Source organism: Agromyces zhanjiangensis, assembly GCF_040496055.1.
GTDB lineage: Bacteria > Actinomycetota > Actinomycetes > Actinomycetales > Microbacteriaceae > Agromyces > Agromyces zhanjiangensis.
This window is the reverse complement of record NZ_JBEPKB010000013.1, coordinates 58739-75624: the sequence shown is the minus strand read 5'-3', so window position 1 is coordinate 75624 and position 16886 is coordinate 58739. Positions and strand designations below refer to the sequence as shown.

The window sequence follows — 16886 nt, the reverse complement described above, 5'->3', positions numbered from 1 at the left end:
CATTGAACATAGTGCACGCTGTTGAGTTCTCAAGGAACGGACGCACCCGAGTTACAGCCACCACAGCCTGCCCTCAAGGCAACTTCCCTACTGTACCACCGCCGCCTTCCGGAACGCTGGGCGTTCCGGACCCGCTCGAACCCGAGCGATCGGTGGTGGTGATCTGTCCTCCCAGGCTTGAAGCAACCGAGTCGCACGAGGCGCCTACGAGGCTGTTTGGCTGGGATTCGCTGCCCGCCCCGTGAGCTCCTCGCTCCCGGCTGCCGTGGCAACGAAGAAGAATCTACGTGCCGCCGAACCCCCGGGCAAATCGAGCGTGCATCCCGGGCGTGTCGCACCCGGGACCGATCGCATCCGCCCCAGATCGAGGGGCCGAACGCGCGTTCCACTGGCGGCACGATGGTCCGCGGAGCACAATCGAGGACGCCGGGGTTCGCTTCGGGATGGCGACCCGGGCGTGCACGGGGGCACGCGTCCACCACGCCTCCAGCACTCCGACCGATGCGAGGAGTGATATCGATGCTTAGCGAAGAGGATCTGGACCTCGCCCTTCGACGCCATTGGGAGTACGAGGGCGTGGACTACGACATCTCGCACGAGATCTACGACGATGACGCCGTCCTGGAGTTTCCGCAATCCGGCGAGCGCTTCGAGGGCCTGCACAACTTCAAGGAGTGGCGCAGCCAGTACCCGGCGAAGCTGAAGTTCCACATTCGACGGATCACCCACCGCGATGACCTCGTCGTCGCGGAGAACCTCATCAGCTACGACGGGAATCCGTGGATGTACACCGTCAACCTGATGGAGTTCCGGGGCGAGAAGATCGCGCACGAGCGCATCTACGTCATGGACGGGTGGCCGGCTGCCGAGTGGCGCGCGCCGTGGCGCGCCGCGACGGACGCCGACCCGCCGGCACCACCACTCTGACGCGGAGATCGGCCGCCGGCTCCGTTCGCCTCGAGGACGTCGCCGCGCGACGACGGGTCACAGGCCCGAGTACGCGTGGAGGCCCTTGAAGAACAGGTTCACGACCGTGAAGTTGAACAGGACGGCGGAGAAGCCGATGATCGCGAGCCACGCCGAACGGGAGCCGCGCCATCCGCGGGTCGCGCGAGCGTGGATGTACCCGGCGTAGACCACCCAGATGATGAAGGTCCACACCTCCTTGGTGTCCCATCCCCAGTACCGGCCCCAGGCCTTCTCGGCCCAGATCGCGCCGGCCATCAGCGTGAAGGTCCAGAGGATGAAGCCGACGATGTTGACGCGGTAGGCGAGGTTCTCGAGCGCGGTCGAGTCGGGCAGCGTCGCGAGGAACGACTTCTTCACCGATTCGGCGGTCGCGGCGATCGCCTCGCGGCGGGACTGCATCAGCTGCACGACCGAGAGCGCGAAGCCGAGGGCGAAGAAGCCCACCGCCGAGGTGGCGACGAACACGTGGATCACGAGCCAGACCGATTGCAGTGCCGGCGGCAGCGGGACGACGCTGACGTAGAAGTTCACGGTGGCGACGCCGAGGAGCACCAGCACGAGTCCGGTCACAAAGGTGCCGAGGAAGCGCAGGTCGGTCTTGGCGACGAGCATCACCGCGAGGAAGACGGTCGTCACGACGAGCGTCCCGGTGAGCGCGAACTCGTACATGTTCGCCCACGGCACGCGGCTCGCGGCGATACCGCGCAGCACGGTCGCGGCGAGGTGCAGCGCCCACGCGATGACGGTCATCGCGACGGCGACGCGCAGGGACGGCGAGCGCCCGTAGTCGACTGACGGCGCGGCCGCCGCGCCACGGCGCGCGGCGCTCGATCCCCTGCCGACGCGCGGCGGTGCCGCGGAGCCGCCGGTGGCGGGCACGGACGCGCCGGCGCCCTGCAGCACGGGCTCGCGTTCGGACCCGGCGGCGGCGACCCCGTCCGCGCGGACCGCGGCCGCGGCATCCGTCGCCTGCGCCGATGCGGCCGACCGGCGAGCCAGGTCGATCGAGTACGCGATGAACGCGATCGCGTACACGGCCATCGCCGAGTACACGGCGATGAGGGAGATCTCGTCGAGCGTCACTGTTCCAGCTTACGTCGAAGGAATCTCGGGTCCGCGCGGGTCATCCGGCACCTCGACCGGGCCGCCATGGCGGTCGGCGAACTGCTCGACCGCGCGCTCGAGACCCGGATCGTCGCCGCGGGCCAGGCCCGCGTACTCGAGGACGACGCGCCCGTCGGGTCGCGTCACGGCCTTCACCCACATGCGGCGGCGGGGCACGAAGAGCGAGAGCAGCAGGCCGCCGAGGATGAGGAGCGCGAAGACCAGCACCCAGAGCTGCGACGGGTCGTGGTGGACGTCGAACGAGGCGAAGCGCGGGACGCTCTCCGCGAAGTCGTCGCCCGCCGCGTCCGGCGACGCCGACGCGAACTCGACGGTGCCGAGCCCGTTCGGGAGCTCCGTCGAGTCGCCGGGCATGAGCTCGACCGAGTCGACGCCCGTCTGCCCTCCCGTGAGTTGTTCCATGCCGCTCGTGTCGAGCTGGTACACCGACCGCGGCGTCCCGTCGTCGATGCCGAGGTCGCCGGAGTAGACGTTGAGCGTGAGCACCGGGTAGACGAGGTCGGGGTAGGTCGACGTGTAGGCGCCCGTCGAGAGCGTCGACTGCGTCGGGTAGAAGAACCCGACCATGCCGATCTGCTCCGCCAGGCCGTCGGGCACCTTGATGACGCCGATCGAGGTGAGGTTCGCGTCCTGTGGGAGGAACGGGACCGAGTCGGTGAAGACGACCTCGCCGTCCGGGTCGCGCACGGTGATGGTCGGCGCATAGCCGTTGCCGAGCAGGTACACGTCGGTGCCGTACTCGTAGAGCGGCTCGTTCACCTTGACGTCGCGATCGGCGGATCCGTCGGGCCCGTCGATCGTCACGTGCGCCGTGAAGTCGATCGGCTGGCCGAGCGCGTCGGCGTTCTCGGTCTCGTAGACCGCATCGAGCTCGTCGAGGGTGAGCCGGTAGGGCGTGAGCCGCCCGTCATCGAAGAAGCGTCCGGGGTTGAACGAGTCGTAGGCCGCCAGCGTGTTGACGAACGACTGGCCCTCGACGATCACGCGCTGGCCCGAGAAGCCGAACCCGCCGCCGATCGCGACGGTGACGAGCACGCCCACGAGCGCCGTGTGGAAGACCAGGTTGCCGGTCTCGCGGAGGTACCCGCGCTCGGCCGAGACCGACGGCACGCCGCGCTGGTCGTACCGCTCGACGCGGTAGCCGGCCCTCCTGAGATCCTCGGCCGCGGATGCGATGGCGCCCTCGGCGTCGTCCGCGCCGCCGGCGCCGTCGAGCTCGCGCTCCGTGTACGCCGACAGCCGCGACAGCCGCGCGGGCGTCTTCGGCGGGCGCGCGCGCAGCGCCTCGAGGTGGTGCTTCGTCCGCGGGATGATGCACCCGATGAGCGAGACGAACAGCAGCAGGTAGATCGCCGAGAACCAGACCGACGTGTAGACGTCGAACAGCTGGAACGAGTCGAGCACCGGCGCGAGGTCGGGATCGTCGGCGAAGTACTGCACGACGCCGTTCGGGTCGCTCGAGCGCTGCGGCACGAGCGACCCCGGCACCGCGGCGATCGCGAGCAGGAGCAGGAGCAGCAGCGCCGTGCGCATGCTCGTGAGCTGCCGCCAGGCGAAGCGCACCCATTCGACCGGGCCGAGCTTCGGTGCGGTGACGGATGCCCCGGGGCCGGCCGACCCCGAGGCCGAGGTGCCCTCGCGGCCTGACGTGCCGTCGCCACCGGTCGTGCCGGCATCGGACGCACCGGCCGTGCCGTCGTCGTAGTCGGCGGGCCGCAGCGGATCGACGCCCGCGTCGCGCGCGGACGCGGCATCCGCTCGCTCAGCCTCAGATCGCCGGGACGAAACCACTGATCACCGCCTGCAACTCGTACATCCAGATGGTCCACAGGCCCGACACCATGAGCAGGCCGATGAGGATGAGCAGCCCGCCGCCGATCAGGTTCACGGCGCGGATGTGACGCCGCACGAACGCGAGCGCGTTCGCCGCCCAGCCGAAGCCGAGCGCCACCAGCACGAACGGGATGCCGAGGCCGATGCAGTAGGCGAGGCCGAGGAGCGCGCCCCGGCCGGCCGACGCCGAATCGGCGCTGAGGGCGAGCACGACCGCGAGCGTCGGGCCGATGCACGGCGTCCAGCCGAGGCCGAACACGATGCCGAGCAGCGGCGCGCCCGCGAGCCCCGTCGCCGGCCGCCACGACGGCTTGAACGTGCGCTGCAGGAACGTGAACTGCCCGATGAAGACGAGCCCCATCACGATCAGCACGACGCCGAGCACGCGGATGATGAGGTCGGACCAGCGCGCGAGCCAGGCACCGAGCACGCCGAACGTCGTGGTGAAGACCAGGAACACGAGCGTGAAGCCCGCGATGAAGAGGAGCACGCCCACGAGCAGCCGGCGCCGTGCCCGGCGCGCCTCGTCGGCCTCGGCGCTCGCGTCGGCGAACCCGCCGAGGTACCCGAGGTAGCCGGGAACCAGCGGCAGCACGCACGGCGAGAGGAACGACACGAGCCCCGCGGCGAGCGCGATCGGCAGCGCGGCGAGCAGTTGCCCGCTGAAGACGATCTCCCCGAGGTCCATCCCGCGCCGCCGCTACGCCTGCTCGGCGATGACGTCGCGCACGATCGTCTCGAGGATCGACGCGTCCTTCAGCTGGCCGAGGATGCGCGCCGCCACACGGCCCTCCGCGTCGAGCACGAGGGTCGTCGGCACGGCGGCCGGCGGCACGTCGCCCGCGAAGGCGTACTGCACGGCGCCGTCGTTCGCGTCGACGATCGACGGGTAGGTGATGCCGAAGCCATCCTCGAAGGAGGCCGCGGTCGCGGCCTGGTCTCGGACGTTCACGCCGACGAACGCCGCCCCGTTCCCGTCGAACTCCTCGAACACCTCCTGCAGCATGGGCGCCTCGGCGCGGCACGGCGCGCAGCCGGCGTACCAGAAGTTGACGACCGCGACCTCGCCGGCGAGATCGGTCGAACCCAGCGTCTCGCCCTCGATCGTCGTGCCCGTGAACTCGATCGGCTCGCCGCGCTGGTCGGCCGGGAACTCCGAGATCGTGCCGTCGCCGGCGATGTAGCCCTTGCCGCTGCCCTCGCGGTACTGCTCGGCGAGCGGATCGCTCGAGCAGCCGGCCAGGGCGACGACGGATGCCACGGCGAGCGCGGCGACGGCCGCGGACCTGCGTGCGCGCATCACACCGCCCCCACGTCGGTGGCCTGCGACTGGAGGCCGGCCGCGGGGTTCCGGTAGCCGACCTCGACGAAGCGACCGGCACGGCGTTCGAAGGTCGTGATGCTCGAGAGCGCGCAGCGGCGTCGGCGCGGGTCGTGCGCGAGCGACTTGCCGGCGACGCGGCGGTGCACCATCCAGATCGGGAGCTGGTGGCTGACCATCACGACGTCGCCGTCGTCGACCGCGTCGGCGGCCTCGCCCATCGCCGCGAGCATCCGGTCGGCGACCGATCGGAACGGCTCGCCCCAGCTCGGCTCCCACGGGTTGACCAGGAAGGCCCAGTTGCGCACGTCGCGGAGCGCGGAGTCGCGCCCCGACATGCGCTTGCCCTCGAACCGATTGGTGGGCTCGATGATCCGCTCGTCGAGCGTCGGCTCGAGGTCGAACGCCTTCGCGATCGGCTCGGCCGACTGCTGCGTGCGCTGCAGCGGCGAGGAGATGAGGGCCGCGACGTGGCGCTTGCGTGCGACGAGGTCCACCGCGGCCGACTCGGCCATCGCGCGGCCGAGGTCGCTCAACCCGAATCCGGGGAGACGTCCGTAGAGCACGCCCTGCGGGTTGAAGACCTCGCCGTGGCGCACGAGATGGATCTGCTCGGCCGGCACGCCCCCAGTCTACGAAGCGGTTCGCTTTGAATTCGCCGAGCGGTCGAGCCGCCCATCGCCCTGCGGGATCCACGTCGCCCGGTCGGAGCGGGAATCCGCGGCCGGTAGGATGGCCTGTCGTGAACACGCGCACCCTCGTCAAGCAGCTCGCCGCCCTTCCCGACGGCCCGGTCACCGTCGCCGGCTGGGTCGAGACGGTCCGCGATCAGAAGAAGGTGCAGTTCATCATCCTGCGCGACGAGTCGGGCGCGGTGCAGCTCGTGAACCCGGCCGTGCGGGAGCTCGACCCCGAGGGCGTGAGCGTCGGCGCGGCCGAGGCCTTCGCCCTCACCGAGCAGATCTCGGCCCTCGGGCACGGCACGTTCATCAGCGTGACCGGTCAGCTCAAGCACGACGAGCGCGTCAAGCTCGGCGGCCTCGAGGTGAAGATCGAGTCGCTCGACGTGGTGTCCGAGGCGCTCGAGACGCCGATCGCGGCCGACTCGAGCCTCGACAAGCGCCAGGACTGGCGCTTCCTCGACCTCCGCCACCCGAAGCAGAACCTCATCTTCCGCATCCAGACGACCTTCCTGCACGCCCTGCGCACCTACTGGGTCGAGCGGGACTGGATCGAGATCCAGACGCCCAAGCTCATGGCCTCGGCCTCCGAGTCGCGCGCCGAGCTGTTCGAGCTCGGCTACTTCGACGGCACGGCCTACCTCTCGCAGAGCCCGCAGTTCTTCAAGCAGATGGCGCAGCCCGCCGGCTTCGGCCGCGTCTTCGAGGTCGGCCCGGCGTTCCGTGCCGACCCGTCGTTCACGTCGCGCCACGCGACCGAGTTCACCTCGATCGACGCCGAGATGAGCTGGGTCGACTCGCACGAGGACGTCATGAAGATGCACGAGGAGGTCCTCGTCGCGGGCTTCACGGCCGTCGTCGCCAAGCACGGCGACGAGATCCGCGAGCTCTTCGGCGTCGACGTCGCCGTGCCGACCACGCCGTTCCCGCGGATCCCCCTCGCCGAGGCGAAGGAGATCGTCGCGTCGCGCGGCTACGTCGTGCCGCGCGCCGACGCCGACATGGACCCCGAGGGCGAGCGCCAGATCTCGGCCTACGTCAAGGAGACCTACGGCCACGACTTCGTCTTCCTCACGGACTACGCCTCGAGCATCCGGCCGTTCTACCACATGCGCCACGAGGGCGACGCGGGCCTGACCAACTCGTACGACCTCATCTACAACGGCGTCGAGATCTCGACCGGCGCGCAGCGCGAGCACCGCATCGACGTCCTCGTCGAGCAGGCGAAGGAGAAGGGCCTCGACCCGGAGGAGCTCGGCTTCTACCTCGACTTCTTCCGCTACGGCGTGCCGCCGCACGGCGGGTTCGGCATGGGCCTCGCGCGCCTGCTGATGCTGATGCTCGACGAGCACTCGATCCGCGAGACGACCTACCTGTTCCGCGGACCGACGCGCCTGCTGCCGTAGACCCGTCGCCGGCCGATGCGCCGGCGGGATGATGCGAACCGCTCACCGGCGCCGGCCGGCCAGCGGTTCGCGTCGTTTCGGCGCCGGGCCGCCGGGCGACGTGCGACCGCCGCGCGGGCACTCGACCGCCCGGGGGTGAAGGCGGCAGACTCCTCCCTGTGGATGCCCTGCTGCTGTCGTTCGCGCTCGTGCTGCTCGCCGCGATCCTGATCTCCGGGATCGCGCACCGCACGGTGCTCTCGACCACGGTGCTGTTCCTCGTCGCGGGGTTCTTCCTGGGCGGCGGCATGCTCGACGTCATCGTGCTCGAGCCGACGGACCCGACGGTGACGACCGTCTCGTCGCTCGCGCTGTTCGTCGTGCTGTTCACCGACGGGCAGGAGGTCGCGCTCCAGCAGCTCCGCGCGGCGTGGCGGCTGCCCGGCCGGGCGCTCCTGCTCGGCATGCCGATCACGTTCGTCATCACGACCGTGCTCGGCGTCTGGCTGCTCGGCTTCAGCTGGCTCGAGGCGGCGCTCGTCGCGGCGGTGCTCGCACCGACCGACCCCGTGTTCGCGTCGGCGATCGTGGGCCGCGCCGAGATCCCGCATCGCGTGCGGCACCTGCTCGGCGTCGAGTCGGGGCTGAACGACGGCCTGGCGCTGCCGGTCGTGCTCATCCTCATCGCGACGGTCGGCGGGCCCGAGGTCGAGCCGCTCGTGCTCGCCGAGGAACTCGCACTCGGCATCGCGGTCGGCATCGCGGTGCCGCTCGTCGTGGCGTGGCTGGTGCGACGGAGGATCTTCTCGCGCACGCCCCTCTACGCCTCGCTCACGCCCGTCGCGGTCGCACTCATCGTGCTCGGCATCTGCACCGTCACGCACGCGAACCTCTACCTCGCCGCGTACGCGGCCGGCATGACGATCGCGACCGCCGCGCCGGAGATGCGCGACGCGTTCGCCGAGTTCGGCGGGCAGTTCTCCGAGCTCATGAAGCTTCTCGCCATCCTCATGTTCGGCGCGCTCATCTCGCCCGAGCTGCTGGCCTCGGTGCCGTGGACCGCATACGTCTTCGGCGTGCTGCTCATGGTGCTGGCCCGGCCGGCCGCGGTCGAGCTCTCGCTCGTCGGCAGCGGGCTGCCATGGGAGGAGCGCGCCACGGCCGCGTGGTTCGGCCCGAAGGGATTCGCGTCGGTGCTCTACGGCCTGCTCGTCCTGCAGAGCGGCGCACCGAACGCCGACTTCATGTTCCACGTCGTCGTGGTCGCGATCGTGCTCTCGGTCGTGGCGCACTCGTCGACCGACGTGCCCATCGCGGGCTGGTTCGCGCGCCGCGAGGCGGCGGACCGGGCTGCGCGGGCGACTTGGCTCGACACGCCCGAGGTCGGGCGGCGCGGCGGCATCCGCCCACCCGACGCCTCCGACCGGTGACGCGTCGTGGTGTCGGCGCCGGTCAGCCGCGCGCCAGCAGTGCGGTCTTGAGCCGGACGGGGTCGAGGCGCCAGTAGCCGTGCACCTCGTCGTCGATGAGCAGGACGGGGATCTCCTCGGCGTACCGAGCGCGCAGCGCCTCGTCGTCGAGGATCGAGCGCTCCTCGAGCGTCGTCCGGGGCGACCCCGGCGTCGCGGCGAGTTCCTCGCGGACGCAGGCGACGACGTCGCGCGCGTCGTCGCAGAGGTGGCATCCGGGCTTGCCGATGAGGGTGAGGCGGATGTCGCGGAGCGTCGGGTTCACCCCGTCAGGATACGTCGGCCGACGCGCCGCACCCGCGGTCGGGCCTGCCGCGCGGCTCCGACGAGCGACAGTCGGCGAGGCCGCCGGAACCCACCGCGGACAGCGAAAAGCGCCAGGCCGAAGGCCCGGCGCCCTGCCGTGGTCGCTGCGCGACTACTTCTTGTTGCGACGCTGGTGGCGCGTCTTGCGAAGCAGCTTGCGGTGCTTCTTCTTCGCCATGCGCTTGCGACGCTTCTTGATGACGGAACCCACGAAAACCTCACAAAGATCGGGTCGGCCGCGCGTGCCGCAGCCGTGGGCGGAAACGCCCCGCGGTAGTCTAGCCCATTCGACCGCGAGGCGGCGTCCGGATCGATTCGGCCGCCCCGCGGCATCCGCTAGGTTCGGGTGATGACCCGCCCCGAACTCGTCATCCGGACCACCCGCGAGGACGACTGGCGAGAGGTCCGCGACCTCCGTCTCGAGATGCTGCGCGACACCCCGATCGCCTTCGGCGACCGCTACGACCGGGCGATCGCGTTCGACGAGGCCGAGTGGCGCACGCGCGCGAAGCGCGGCGAGTCGGCCGTGCAGACGGTGGTGGTCGCGATCGAGGGCGACCGCTGGGTCGGCACCATGGGATGCTACGTGCCGGATGCCGCGACGGGCCCGCTGCTCGTCGGCGTCTACGTCACGCCCGATCGGCGCGGCGGGGCCGCGGGCATCACCGACGCGCTCCTCGACGAGATCGAACGCTGGGCGGCCGGCCGCGCCGACACCCTGCGGCTCGAGGTGCACGAGGACAACCCGCGGGCGCGCCGCTACTACGAACGCCGCGGATTCGAGTACACCGGGCACAGCCGGGAGTACGAGCTCGACCCGGGCGGACTCGAGCTCGAGATGGCCAAGCGGCTGCGCTGACCCCGAGCGTCCTAGCGGCGGCGCTTCGCGCCGACGACCGCGGTGACCTGGCGCGCCGTGTCGGCGAAGGCCTTCCCGAGGGCGGAGGCGAACGCGCGCTGGTCGTCGTTCAGCGCCTCGTCGGCGTCCGCGCCGGCGAGGGTGACCGCGTCGGCCGCGGCATCCGTCGTCACGAAGGGGATCAGCCAGTCCTCGAGTCGCTCCAGGGGCGCTCGGTCGAGGTGGTAGTAGCGGTGCTGCCCCTCCTCGCGCACCCCGACCAGGCCGGACTCGCGCAGGACCTTGAGGTGCTTCGACACGGTCGGCTGGCTCACGCCGAGCGCGGTGACGATCTCGCCGACGCTGATCTCGCCGCCCGAGTCGGGCTGGGACGTCTCCCGGTCGAGGAGCACGCCGAGGATGTCGCGTCGGGTCGGATCCGCCACCACGTCGAAGATGTCCGCCATGGTGCAAGGGTAGCCAGTCGGGCCGGAGGCGGGGAGTACCATGACTCTCGCGTCGAGCGGAGGAGGGCGGATGGCCTCGCACACCGTGGGTCGTCGGGGACCCGCCCGGCGCTCATGGATCGCCGGCGTGCGCGACGCCTTCGACACGCTCGTGAAGAGCTCGCCGTCGCGGTTCGCGATCCTCGTGTTCGCGACGCTCATCCTCATCACGACCGCCCTCCTGTCGTTGCCGCTGGCGCGCGCCGGGGCCGGCACGGGCGGCACGCCCCTCCACGACGCCTTCTTCACCGCGGTCTCGACGATCTGCGTGACGGGCCTCACGACCGTCGACATGGCCACGCACTGGTCGCCGTTCGGCAACACGATCATCTTCATCGGCATGAACGTCGGCGGCATGGGCGTCCTCACCCTCGCGTCGATCCTGGGCCTCGTGGTCTCGCGGCGGCTCGGGCTGCGCGCGAAGCTGATGGCCGCGAGCGACACCAACCCGTCGAGGGTGCACGCCGGCCCGGTGTCGGAGCGGCAGGCGGTTCGACTCGGCGAGGTCGGCGGACTGCTCGTGACGGTCGCCGTCAGCACGCTCGCGATCGAGGCCGTCGTCATGATCGGCATGCTGCCGAGCGTGCTCGGCAAGGGCTACGACTTCGGGCTGAGCCTCTGGTACTCGGCCTACTACGCGGTCAGCGCCTTCACGAATACGGGCTTCAACCCGAACCCGCTCGGCCCGGTCGAGTTCTTCGACGACTACTGGTTCCAGTCGCTCATGATGCTCGCCGTGTTCCTCGGCAGCCTCGGGTTCCCGGTGATCTTCGCCCTCCTGCGCACCTGGAAGAGCCCGCGGCGCTGGAGCGTCCACGTGAAGCTCACCCTGACCACCACGATCGTCCTGTGGATCGCCGGCGCGGTCACGTTCCTCGTGCTCGAGTACAACAACCCGAAGACGTACGGCGGCCTCAGCTTCGTGAAGACCTTCTACGAGGCGTTCTTCATGTCGACGATGACGCGGTCGGGCGGCTTCTCGACGATCGACATGGCCGATCTCTACGGCTCCAGCCTGCTGGTGACCGACATGCTGATGTTCGTCGGCGGCGGCTCGGCCTCGACGGCGGGCGGCATCAAGGTGACGACGCTCGCGGTGCTCTTCCTCGCCGCGTACGCGGAGGCCCGCGGTGCGCCCGCGATGGAGGCCTTCGGGCGGCGCATCCCCCGCGACATCCTGCGCCTCGCCGTCAGCGTCGTGCTGTGGGGCGCGACCATCGTGGCCGTCTCGACCGTGATCATCACCCAGATCACGAAGTCGGCGCTCGACTTCGTGCTCTTCGACGTGATCTCGGCGTTCGCGACGTGCGGGCTCTCCACGGGGCTCACCGAGTCCCTGCCACCCGAGGGGAAGTACGTGATGGCTGCGACCATGTTCATGGGCCGCGTGGGCACGGTCACCCTCGCGGCGGCCCTCGCGGCCGCGCAGAAGCGCCAGCTGTTCAGACGACCGGAAGAGAGGCCCATCGTTGGTTGATCGCATCAAGCACGACGCCCCAGTGCTCGTCATCGGACTCGGTCGGTTCGGGGCGGCCACCGCCGGCCAGCTCGACCGCCTCGGTCGGGAGGTGCTCGCCGTCGACGAGGACGAGAGCCTCGTGCAGAAGTGGGCCGAACGCGTCACGCACGCCGTCGTCGCCGACGCGAAGTCGCTCGACGCGCTGAAGCAGATCGGTGCGCAGGAGTTCTCGATCGCGGTCTGCGCCGTCGGGTCCTCCGTCGAGGCGTCCGTGCTCATCACGGCGAACCTCGTCGACCTCAAGATCCCGCAGATCTGGGCGAAGGCGATCTCGACCTCGCACGGCAAGATCCTCGAGCGCATCGGCGCGAACCACGTCATCTACCCCGAGCGGGAGGCGGGCGAGCGCACGGCGCACCTGGTGTCGGGCCGAATGCTCGACTTCATCGAGTTCGACGACGACTTCGCGCTCGTGAAGATGTACCCGCCGAAGCCGATCCGCGGGAAGAACCTCACCGACTCCGGCGTCCGCTCGCGTCACAACGTGACCGTCGTCGGCGTGAAGAGCCCGGGCAAGCCGTTCACGTATGCGACGGAGAAGACCGTGGTGTCGAACCACGACCTCATCATCGTGTCGGGCACCGAGGGCGACATCGAGAAGTTCGCGGCGCTCGAATAGCGGATGCCGCGGGGCGCATGCGCCGGGCGGGCCGCAGCCTCAGGCGACGGCCCCGGCCACCGTCGAGGCGACCGTCGCGATGATGCCGATCCCGACGAGGATCACGGCGATCGTGCCGAGGACGCGCGGCAGGTGCGACGCGGCTTCGAACCGCAACCGGTCGGGGCTCCGACGGCGCACCCAGGCGAGCGGCTCGCCGTCGTCTGAATCGGGCTTCGGCTCCTCGTCTTCGAGCGGTCGCTCGTGGAACTCGCCGCCGGCGAACCACCGGACGACGTCGCCGTCGTCGCGCTCCACGATCGCGACCTCGATCGCATCCCATGCCCCGTCGGCCATGCGCGCGAACGCGAAGGCGAGCAGCAGCACGCCGCCCGCCGCCAGCGCGACCCACGCGATGACCTCGCCGACGAGGGCGATGACGTCGAGCGGGTCCATGGCGCTGAGCGTACCCGTGATCGAAGGCACCGGAGCACACCGCCGCGAGCGCCACTCGCGGGCGGCGTCGCGGCGCATCGCGCGTCGCTGGTGGCGGGCCCTCGCACGCGCGTAGCATCGCGGCCATGAGCACGGTCATCAGCATCCGCGGCCTCGAGAAGCGGTTCGGTCGCACCGTCGCCCTCGACGGGCTCGACCTCGAGGTGCGGTCCGGCGAGATCCACGGCTTCCTGGGGCCGAACGGCGCGGGGAAGTCCACCACGATCCGCATCCTGCTGGGCCTCGCGCGGGCGAGCGGCGGCGAGGCGAGCCTCTTCGGTCGCGACCCGTGGCGGGACGCCGCCGAGCTGCACCGTCGGGTCGCCTACGTGCCCGGCGACGTGAGCCTCTGGCCGAACCTCTCCGGAGGCGAGGCGATCGACCTGCTCTCACGGCTCCGCGGCGGCACGACCGACCGCGCGGCCTACGCCGAGCGGAAGGCGCGGCTCGTCGAGGCGTTCCAGCTCGACCCACGCAAGAAGGGGCGCGCCTACTCGAAGGGCAACCGGCAGAAGGTCGCGCTCGTCGCGGCGTTCGCGACGCCCGCCGAGCTGTACATCCTCGACGAGCCGACGAGCGGGCTCGACCCGCTGATGGAGCAGGTGTTCAACCGCGAGATCGCCCGCGTCGCGGCCGACGGCGCGACGGTGCTGCTGTCGAGCCACATCCTCTCCGAGGTCGAGGCGCTCTGCGACCGCGTGAGCATCATCCGCGCCGGGCGGCGGGTCGAGTCCGGCACGCTCGCCGAACTCCGCCACCTCACGCGCTCGTCGGTCGCCTTCCTGCACGTACCCGGGCAGGAGTCCGCCGTCGAGGCGCTCGACGGCGCGCACGACGTGCTCGTGAACGCCGGCCGGGTCCAGTTCACGGCCGACAGCGATCGCGTCGCCGCGCTGCTCCCCGAGCTGGGACGACTGGGCGTCCAGGGGCTGACGGTCGCGCCGCCCTCGCTCGAGGAGCTCTTCCTGCGCCACTACGGCGACGATCCGGCGATGGCGGGCGTCCCGGCGCCCTCGCCGACGGCCGGCTCCGGCGGCGGGGCCGCGAAGTGAGCCCGACGAGCCTCCTGCTCGCCCTGGTCGCGCAGCGCGCGCGACGGGATCGATTCCAGTTGACGCTGTGGATCGTCGGCACGGCGGGCCTCGGGCTGATGGCCGCCGCCGCGGTCGGCAGCACGTTCGGCGACCAGGCCGAGCGCGAGTCGATCCTCCGCCTGACGATCATCGCGCCGGCGATCCTCATCTTCCGCGGCACGCCGAACGGCGCGGGCGAGGGCGAGTTCGCGGTGTTCCTCATCCTGTCGTTCCTCGCCCTCATGGCGGGGCTGATGAGCACGTTCCTCGCGGTGCGCCACACCCGCGGCGACGAGGAGCAGAGCCGTGCCGAACTGGTCGCGGCGACCCCGGCGGCGCGGACGCTCCCCACGCTCGCCACCGTGGTCCACGGAGTGCTGGCGAACGTCCTCCTCGCACTCGCCGTCGCCGCCGCGTTCATGGCGAGCGGGCTGGATGCCGCGGGCTCGGCGGTCGCGGGTCTCGCTGTCGGCGCGACCGGCGTCGCGTTCCTCGCCGTCGGCCTGGTCGCGGCGCAGCTGTTCCGCACCTCGCGGAGCGCGAACGCGCTGTCCGTCGCGGTCGTGCTGTCCGCCTACCTCGTCCGCGGCCTCGGCGATGCGCTCGGCGAGGCATCCACCGACGGGCTGTACCGGACCGCGGCATGGCCGAGCTGGCTCTCGCCGATCGGCTGGGCGCAGCGCACCGAGCCCTTCGCGGCGAACGAGCTCGCACCGCTGCTGCTCTCGGTCGGGCTCGCCGTCGTGCTGATCGGGCTGGTGTTCGTGTTCCAGTCCGCCCGTGACAGCGGGGCGAGCCTGTTGCCCGGACGGGCCGGGCGCGCCACGGCCGGGCCGCTGCTCCGCGGCCACGTCGGGCTCGCCTGGCGGTTGAACGCCGGCGCCGTCGCGTCGTGGGCGGTCGGCGCGGTGGTGGCCGGGGCGCTCGCGACGACGCTCACCCCGCTCGTCGACCAGATCGGCACCGACGCACCGGCGATCGCCGACACCCTGCGGCAGGTCGCCGGCCCCGACGCATCGCTCGAGGAGGCGTTCACCGTCACGTTCTTCTCGATGGTCGGCATCCTGGCCGCCGCGGCCGCCCTGCAGGCCGTCATGCGCGCCCGGATCGAGGAGGCGCACGGCACGGCCGAGCCGGTGCTGGCGACGCCCGTCCCGCGCCGCTCGTGGCTCGGCGGGTACGCGCTCGTCGGCGCGCTCGCGATCCTCGTGATCCTGGTGCTCGCCGCGGGCGGGGCGCTCCTCGGCTCCCTCTCGTCGGACGACCCGACCGCCTCCGCGGAGAACGCCCTGCAGTCGGCCCTCGCACAGGCGCCGGCGGCGCTCGTCTTCCTCGGCCTGGGACTGCTCGTCCTCGTCCTCGCGCCGAGGCTCACCATCCCCGTCTCCTGGGCGCTGCTCGCCGCCGGGGCGTTCTTCGGCATCTTCGGCGAGATCCTCGGCCTTCCCGACTGGATGCACGACCTGTCGCCCTTCGCGCACGCACCGCTGCCGGTCGCCGGGGAGGTCGACTGGACGGGCGGCTTCTGGATGCTCGGCGTCTCGGCGGCGGCGATCGCCGTGGCGGTCGTCGCGATGGGACGCCGCGAGCTCACGACCGACGGCTGACGGGCACCCGCGTAGCCTTGACTGGTGGACTGCGCCTACTTCGACGCGGGGCGATGCCGGTCGTGCTCGCTCATGGGGCGCCCGTACCCGGCCCAGCTCGGCGACAAGCAGGCGCATGCGGAGGACCTGCTCGCCCCCTTCGACGTCCCGGAGTGGCTGCCCCCGGTCGCGAGCAGCGAGCGCGACTACCGCAACAAGGCGAAGATGGTCGTCGGCGGCACGGTCGAGGCGCCGACGATCGGCATCCTCGACGCCGATGGCCACGGCGTCGACCTGCAGGCGTGCGGCATCTGCTCCCCCGGCCATCGCGCCGCGTTCCCGGTGCTCGCGCGCTTCATCACGCTCGCCCGGATCGTCCCCTACGACGTGGCGGCGCGCCGCGGAGAGCTGAAGCACCTGATCGTCACCGAGTCGCCCGACGGCGAGTTGATGGTGCGGTTCGTGCTGCGCTCGACCGAGCCGCTCGGTCGGATGCGCAAGCACCTGCCGGCGCTGCTCGCCGAGCTCCCTCAGGCGCGCGTCGTCACGGCGAACCTGCTGCCCGAGCACAAGGCCGTGCTCGAGGGCGCCGACGAGGTCGTGCTCACCGAGGCCGACACGCTGCCCATGCGGCTCAACGACGTGACGATGCACCTGCGCCCGCAGAGCTTCTTCCAGACCAACACCGCGATCGCCGAGGCGCTGTACGCGGAGGCGCGCGACTGGATCCGCGACCTCGCGCCGGAGGACGCCTGGGACCTGTACTCGGGTGTCGGCGGGTTCGCGCTGCACCTCGCCGGCGGCGAGACGGCCGTCACGGGCATCGAGACGAGTGTCGAGGCGGTCGCGAGCGCCGAGCTGAGCAGAACGGATGCCGCGCTCTCACGCGTGCGCTTCGCCGCGGGCGACGCGACCGAGTTCGCGCTCGGCGCGGCATCCGCCCCCGACCTCGTCGTGGTGAACCCGCCGCGGCGCGGGATCGGCGCCGACCTGGCGGGTTGGCTCGAGCGGTCGGATGCCGCGCACGTGCTCTACTCGAGCTGCAACGTCGCGTCGCTCGCGAAGGACCTCGCGGCGATGCCGTCGCTGCGGCCCGTGAAGGCGCGCGTGTTCGACATGTTCCCGCAGACGACGCACTTCGAGGTCATGGTGCTCCTCGAGCGCGTCGCGACGCCCGGGTAGT

General features: G+C 71.3%; 18 protein-coding genes. 9 read left to right on the top strand and 9 right to left on the bottom strand.

All coding sequences use genetic code 11. From position 1 onward, the window contains the following. The first annotated feature begins 519 nt into the window (after positions 1-519). The gene (locus ABME02_RS18370) at positions 520-927 is read left to right on the top strand and encodes a nuclear transport factor 2 family protein (protein WP_353816805.1); all 408 of its coding nucleotides are present in this window, start codon (positions 520-522) and stop codon (positions 925-927) included. Between the two features lie 57 nt (positions 928-984). Here the strand turns inward: ABME02_RS18370 and ccsB are convergent, their stop codons facing one another. The 5 genes from ccsB to ABME02_RS18345 are packed head-to-tail and all read right to left on the bottom strand — an operon-like array spanning position 985 to position 5871. Continuing rightward, positions 985-2010 carry a c-type cytochrome biogenesis protein CcsB gene (gene ccsB / locus ABME02_RS18365; RefSeq protein ID WP_353816807.1) on the bottom strand — a complete coding sequence of 342 codons (1026 nt, stop codon included), beginning with the start codon at positions 2008-2010 and terminating at the stop codon, positions 985-987. A 51-nt stretch (positions 2011-2061) separates the two neighbouring features. Continuing rightward, the gene (resB, locus tag ABME02_RS18360) at positions 2062-3885 is read right to left on the bottom strand and encodes a cytochrome c biogenesis protein ResB (protein WP_353816804.1); all 1824 of its coding nucleotides are present in this window, start codon (positions 3883-3885) and stop codon (positions 2062-2064) included. Further along, positions 3863-4615, bottom strand: coding sequence for a cytochrome c biogenesis CcdA family protein (locus tag ABME02_RS18355; protein ID WP_353816803.1), 753 nt, complete (start codon positions 4613-4615; stop codon positions 3863-3865). The genes resB and ABME02_RS18355 overlap by 23 nt, the downstream gene beginning before the upstream one ends. 12 nt (positions 4616-4627) lie before the next feature. Next, positions 4628-5227, bottom strand: a complete 600-nt coding sequence (locus ABME02_RS18350; RefSeq protein ID WP_353816802.1) for a TlpA family protein disulfide reductase — start codon at positions 5225-5227, stop codon at positions 4628-4630. Beyond that, positions 5227-5871: a histidine phosphatase family protein gene (locus ABME02_RS18345; RefSeq protein WP_353816801.1), complete on the bottom strand. Its 645-nt coding sequence runs from the start codon at positions 5869-5871 to the stop codon at positions 5227-5229. Before ABME02_RS18345 ends, ABME02_RS18350 begins: the two co-directional genes overlap by 1 nt. 119 nt (positions 5872-5990) lie before the next feature. Here ABME02_RS18345 and aspS point away from each other — a divergent pair, with 119 nt between their 5' ends. Next, on the top strand, positions 5991-7334 hold the full coding sequence (gene aspS, locus ABME02_RS18340; RefSeq protein ID WP_353816800.1) for an aspartate--tRNA(Asn) ligase: 1344 nt from the start codon (positions 5991-5993) through the stop codon (positions 7332-7334). A 158-nt stretch (positions 7335-7492) separates the two neighbouring features. After that, positions 7493-8743, top strand: coding sequence for a cation:proton antiporter domain-containing protein (locus ABME02_RS18335; RefSeq protein WP_353816799.1), 1251 nt, complete (start codon positions 7493-7495; stop codon positions 8741-8743). A 22-nt stretch (positions 8744-8765) separates the two neighbouring features. Here ABME02_RS18335 and ABME02_RS18330 read toward each other — a convergent pair whose 3' ends face one another. After that, a complete protein-coding gene (locus tag ABME02_RS18330; RefSeq protein ID WP_353816798.1) occupies positions 8766-9047 on the bottom strand; it encodes a glutaredoxin family protein in 282 nt (93 codons plus the stop codon). 153 nt (positions 9048-9200) lie between these two features. Next, positions 9201-9299: a 30S ribosomal protein bS22 gene (locus ABME02_RS18325; RefSeq protein ID WP_003792170.1), complete on the bottom strand. Its 99-nt coding sequence runs from the start codon at positions 9297-9299 to the stop codon at positions 9201-9203. Between the two features lie 138 nt (positions 9300-9437). Here ABME02_RS18325 and ABME02_RS18320 point away from each other — a divergent pair, with 138 nt between their 5' ends. Beyond that, on the top strand, positions 9438-9947 hold the full coding sequence (locus tag ABME02_RS18320; protein ID WP_353816797.1) for a GNAT family N-acetyltransferase: 510 nt from the start codon (positions 9438-9440) through the stop codon (positions 9945-9947). 11 nt (positions 9948-9958) lie between these two features. On the opposite strand, the gene ABME02_RS18315 is transcribed toward ABME02_RS18320, so the two are convergent. Next, entirely contained in the window at positions 9959-10393 is a 435-nt protein-coding gene (locus tag ABME02_RS18315) for an ArsR/SmtB family transcription factor (RefSeq protein WP_353816796.1), read from the bottom strand. A 70-nt stretch (positions 10394-10463) separates the two neighbouring features. On the opposite strand from ABME02_RS18315, the gene ABME02_RS18310 reads away from it, so the two are divergent. Further along, positions 10464-11909: a TrkH family potassium uptake protein gene (locus ABME02_RS18310; protein WP_353816795.1), complete on the top strand. Its 1446-nt coding sequence runs from the start codon at positions 10464-10466 to the stop codon at positions 11907-11909. After that, the gene (locus ABME02_RS18305) at positions 11902-12570 is read left to right on the top strand and encodes a potassium channel family protein (protein WP_353816794.1); all 669 of its coding nucleotides are present in this window, start codon (positions 11902-11904) and stop codon (positions 12568-12570) included. Before ABME02_RS18310 ends, ABME02_RS18305 begins: the two co-directional genes overlap by 8 nt. A 39-nt stretch (positions 12571-12609) precedes the next feature. Here the strand turns inward: ABME02_RS18305 and ABME02_RS18300 are convergent, their stop codons facing one another. Then, the gene (locus ABME02_RS18300; protein ID WP_353816793.1) at positions 12610-13005 is read right to left on the bottom strand and encodes a hypothetical protein; all 396 of its coding nucleotides are present in this window, start codon (positions 13003-13005) and stop codon (positions 12610-12612) included. 125 nt (positions 13006-13130) lie between these two features. On the opposite strand from ABME02_RS18300, the gene ABME02_RS18295 reads away from it, so the two are divergent. Genes ABME02_RS18295 through rlmC form a run of 3 tightly spaced genes read left to right on the top strand, consistent with a single transcriptional unit; the run spans position 13131 to position 16885 of the window. Further along, on the top strand, positions 13131-14096 hold the full coding sequence (locus ABME02_RS18295; protein WP_353816792.1) for an ABC transporter ATP-binding protein: 966 nt from the start codon (positions 13131-13133) through the stop codon (positions 14094-14096). Next, entirely contained in the window at positions 14093-15724 is a 1632-nt protein-coding gene (locus tag ABME02_RS18290; RefSeq protein WP_353816791.1) for an ABC transporter permease, read from the top strand. The genes ABME02_RS18295 and ABME02_RS18290 overlap by 4 nt, the downstream gene beginning before the upstream one ends. A gap of 24 nt (positions 15725-15748) precedes the next feature. Beyond that, the gene (gene rlmC / locus ABME02_RS18285; protein WP_353816790.1) at positions 15749-16885 is read left to right on the top strand and encodes a 23S rRNA (uracil(747)-C(5))-methyltransferase RlmC; all 1137 of its coding nucleotides are present in this window, start codon (positions 15749-15751) and stop codon (positions 16883-16885) included. Position 16886 lies beyond the last annotated feature (1 nt).

What these genes read in the sequence shown, in the direction of transcription:
- ABME02_RS18315 (WP_353816796.1), bottom strand. Translation starts at nt 10,393, where the DNA reads ATGGCGGACATCTTCGACGTGGTGGCGGATCCGACCCGACGCGACATC.
- ccsB (WP_353816807.1), bottom strand. Translation starts at nt 2,010, where the DNA reads ATGGCCGTGTACGCGATCGCGTTCATCGCGTACTCGATCGACCTGGCT.
- ABME02_RS18350 (WP_353816802.1), bottom strand. Translation starts at nt 5,227, where the DNA reads ATGCGCGCACGCAGGTCCGCGGCCGTCGCCGCGCTCGCCGTGGCATCC.
- ABME02_RS18300 (WP_353816793.1), bottom strand. Translation starts at nt 13,005, where the DNA reads ATGGACCCGCTCGACGTCATCGCCCTCGTCGGCGAGGTCATCGCGTGG.
- ABME02_RS18355 (WP_353816803.1), bottom strand. Translation starts at nt 4,615, where the DNA reads ATGGACCTCGGGGAGATCGTCTTCAGCGGGCAACTGCTCGCCGCGCTG.
- ABME02_RS18295 (WP_353816792.1), top strand. Translation starts at nt 13,131, where the DNA reads ATGAGCACGGTCATCAGCATCCGCGGCCTCGAGAAGCGGTTCGGTCGC.
- ABME02_RS18370 (WP_353816805.1), top strand. Translation starts at nt 520, where the DNA reads ATGCTTAGCGAAGAGGATCTGGACCTCGCCCTTCGACGCCATTGGGAG.
- ABME02_RS18310 (WP_353816795.1), top strand. Translation starts at nt 10,464, where the DNA reads ATGGCCTCGCACACCGTGGGTCGTCGGGGACCCGCCCGGCGCTCATGG.
- ABME02_RS18320 (WP_353816797.1), top strand. Translation starts at nt 9,438, where the DNA reads ATGACCCGCCCCGAACTCGTCATCCGGACCACCCGCGAGGACGACTGG.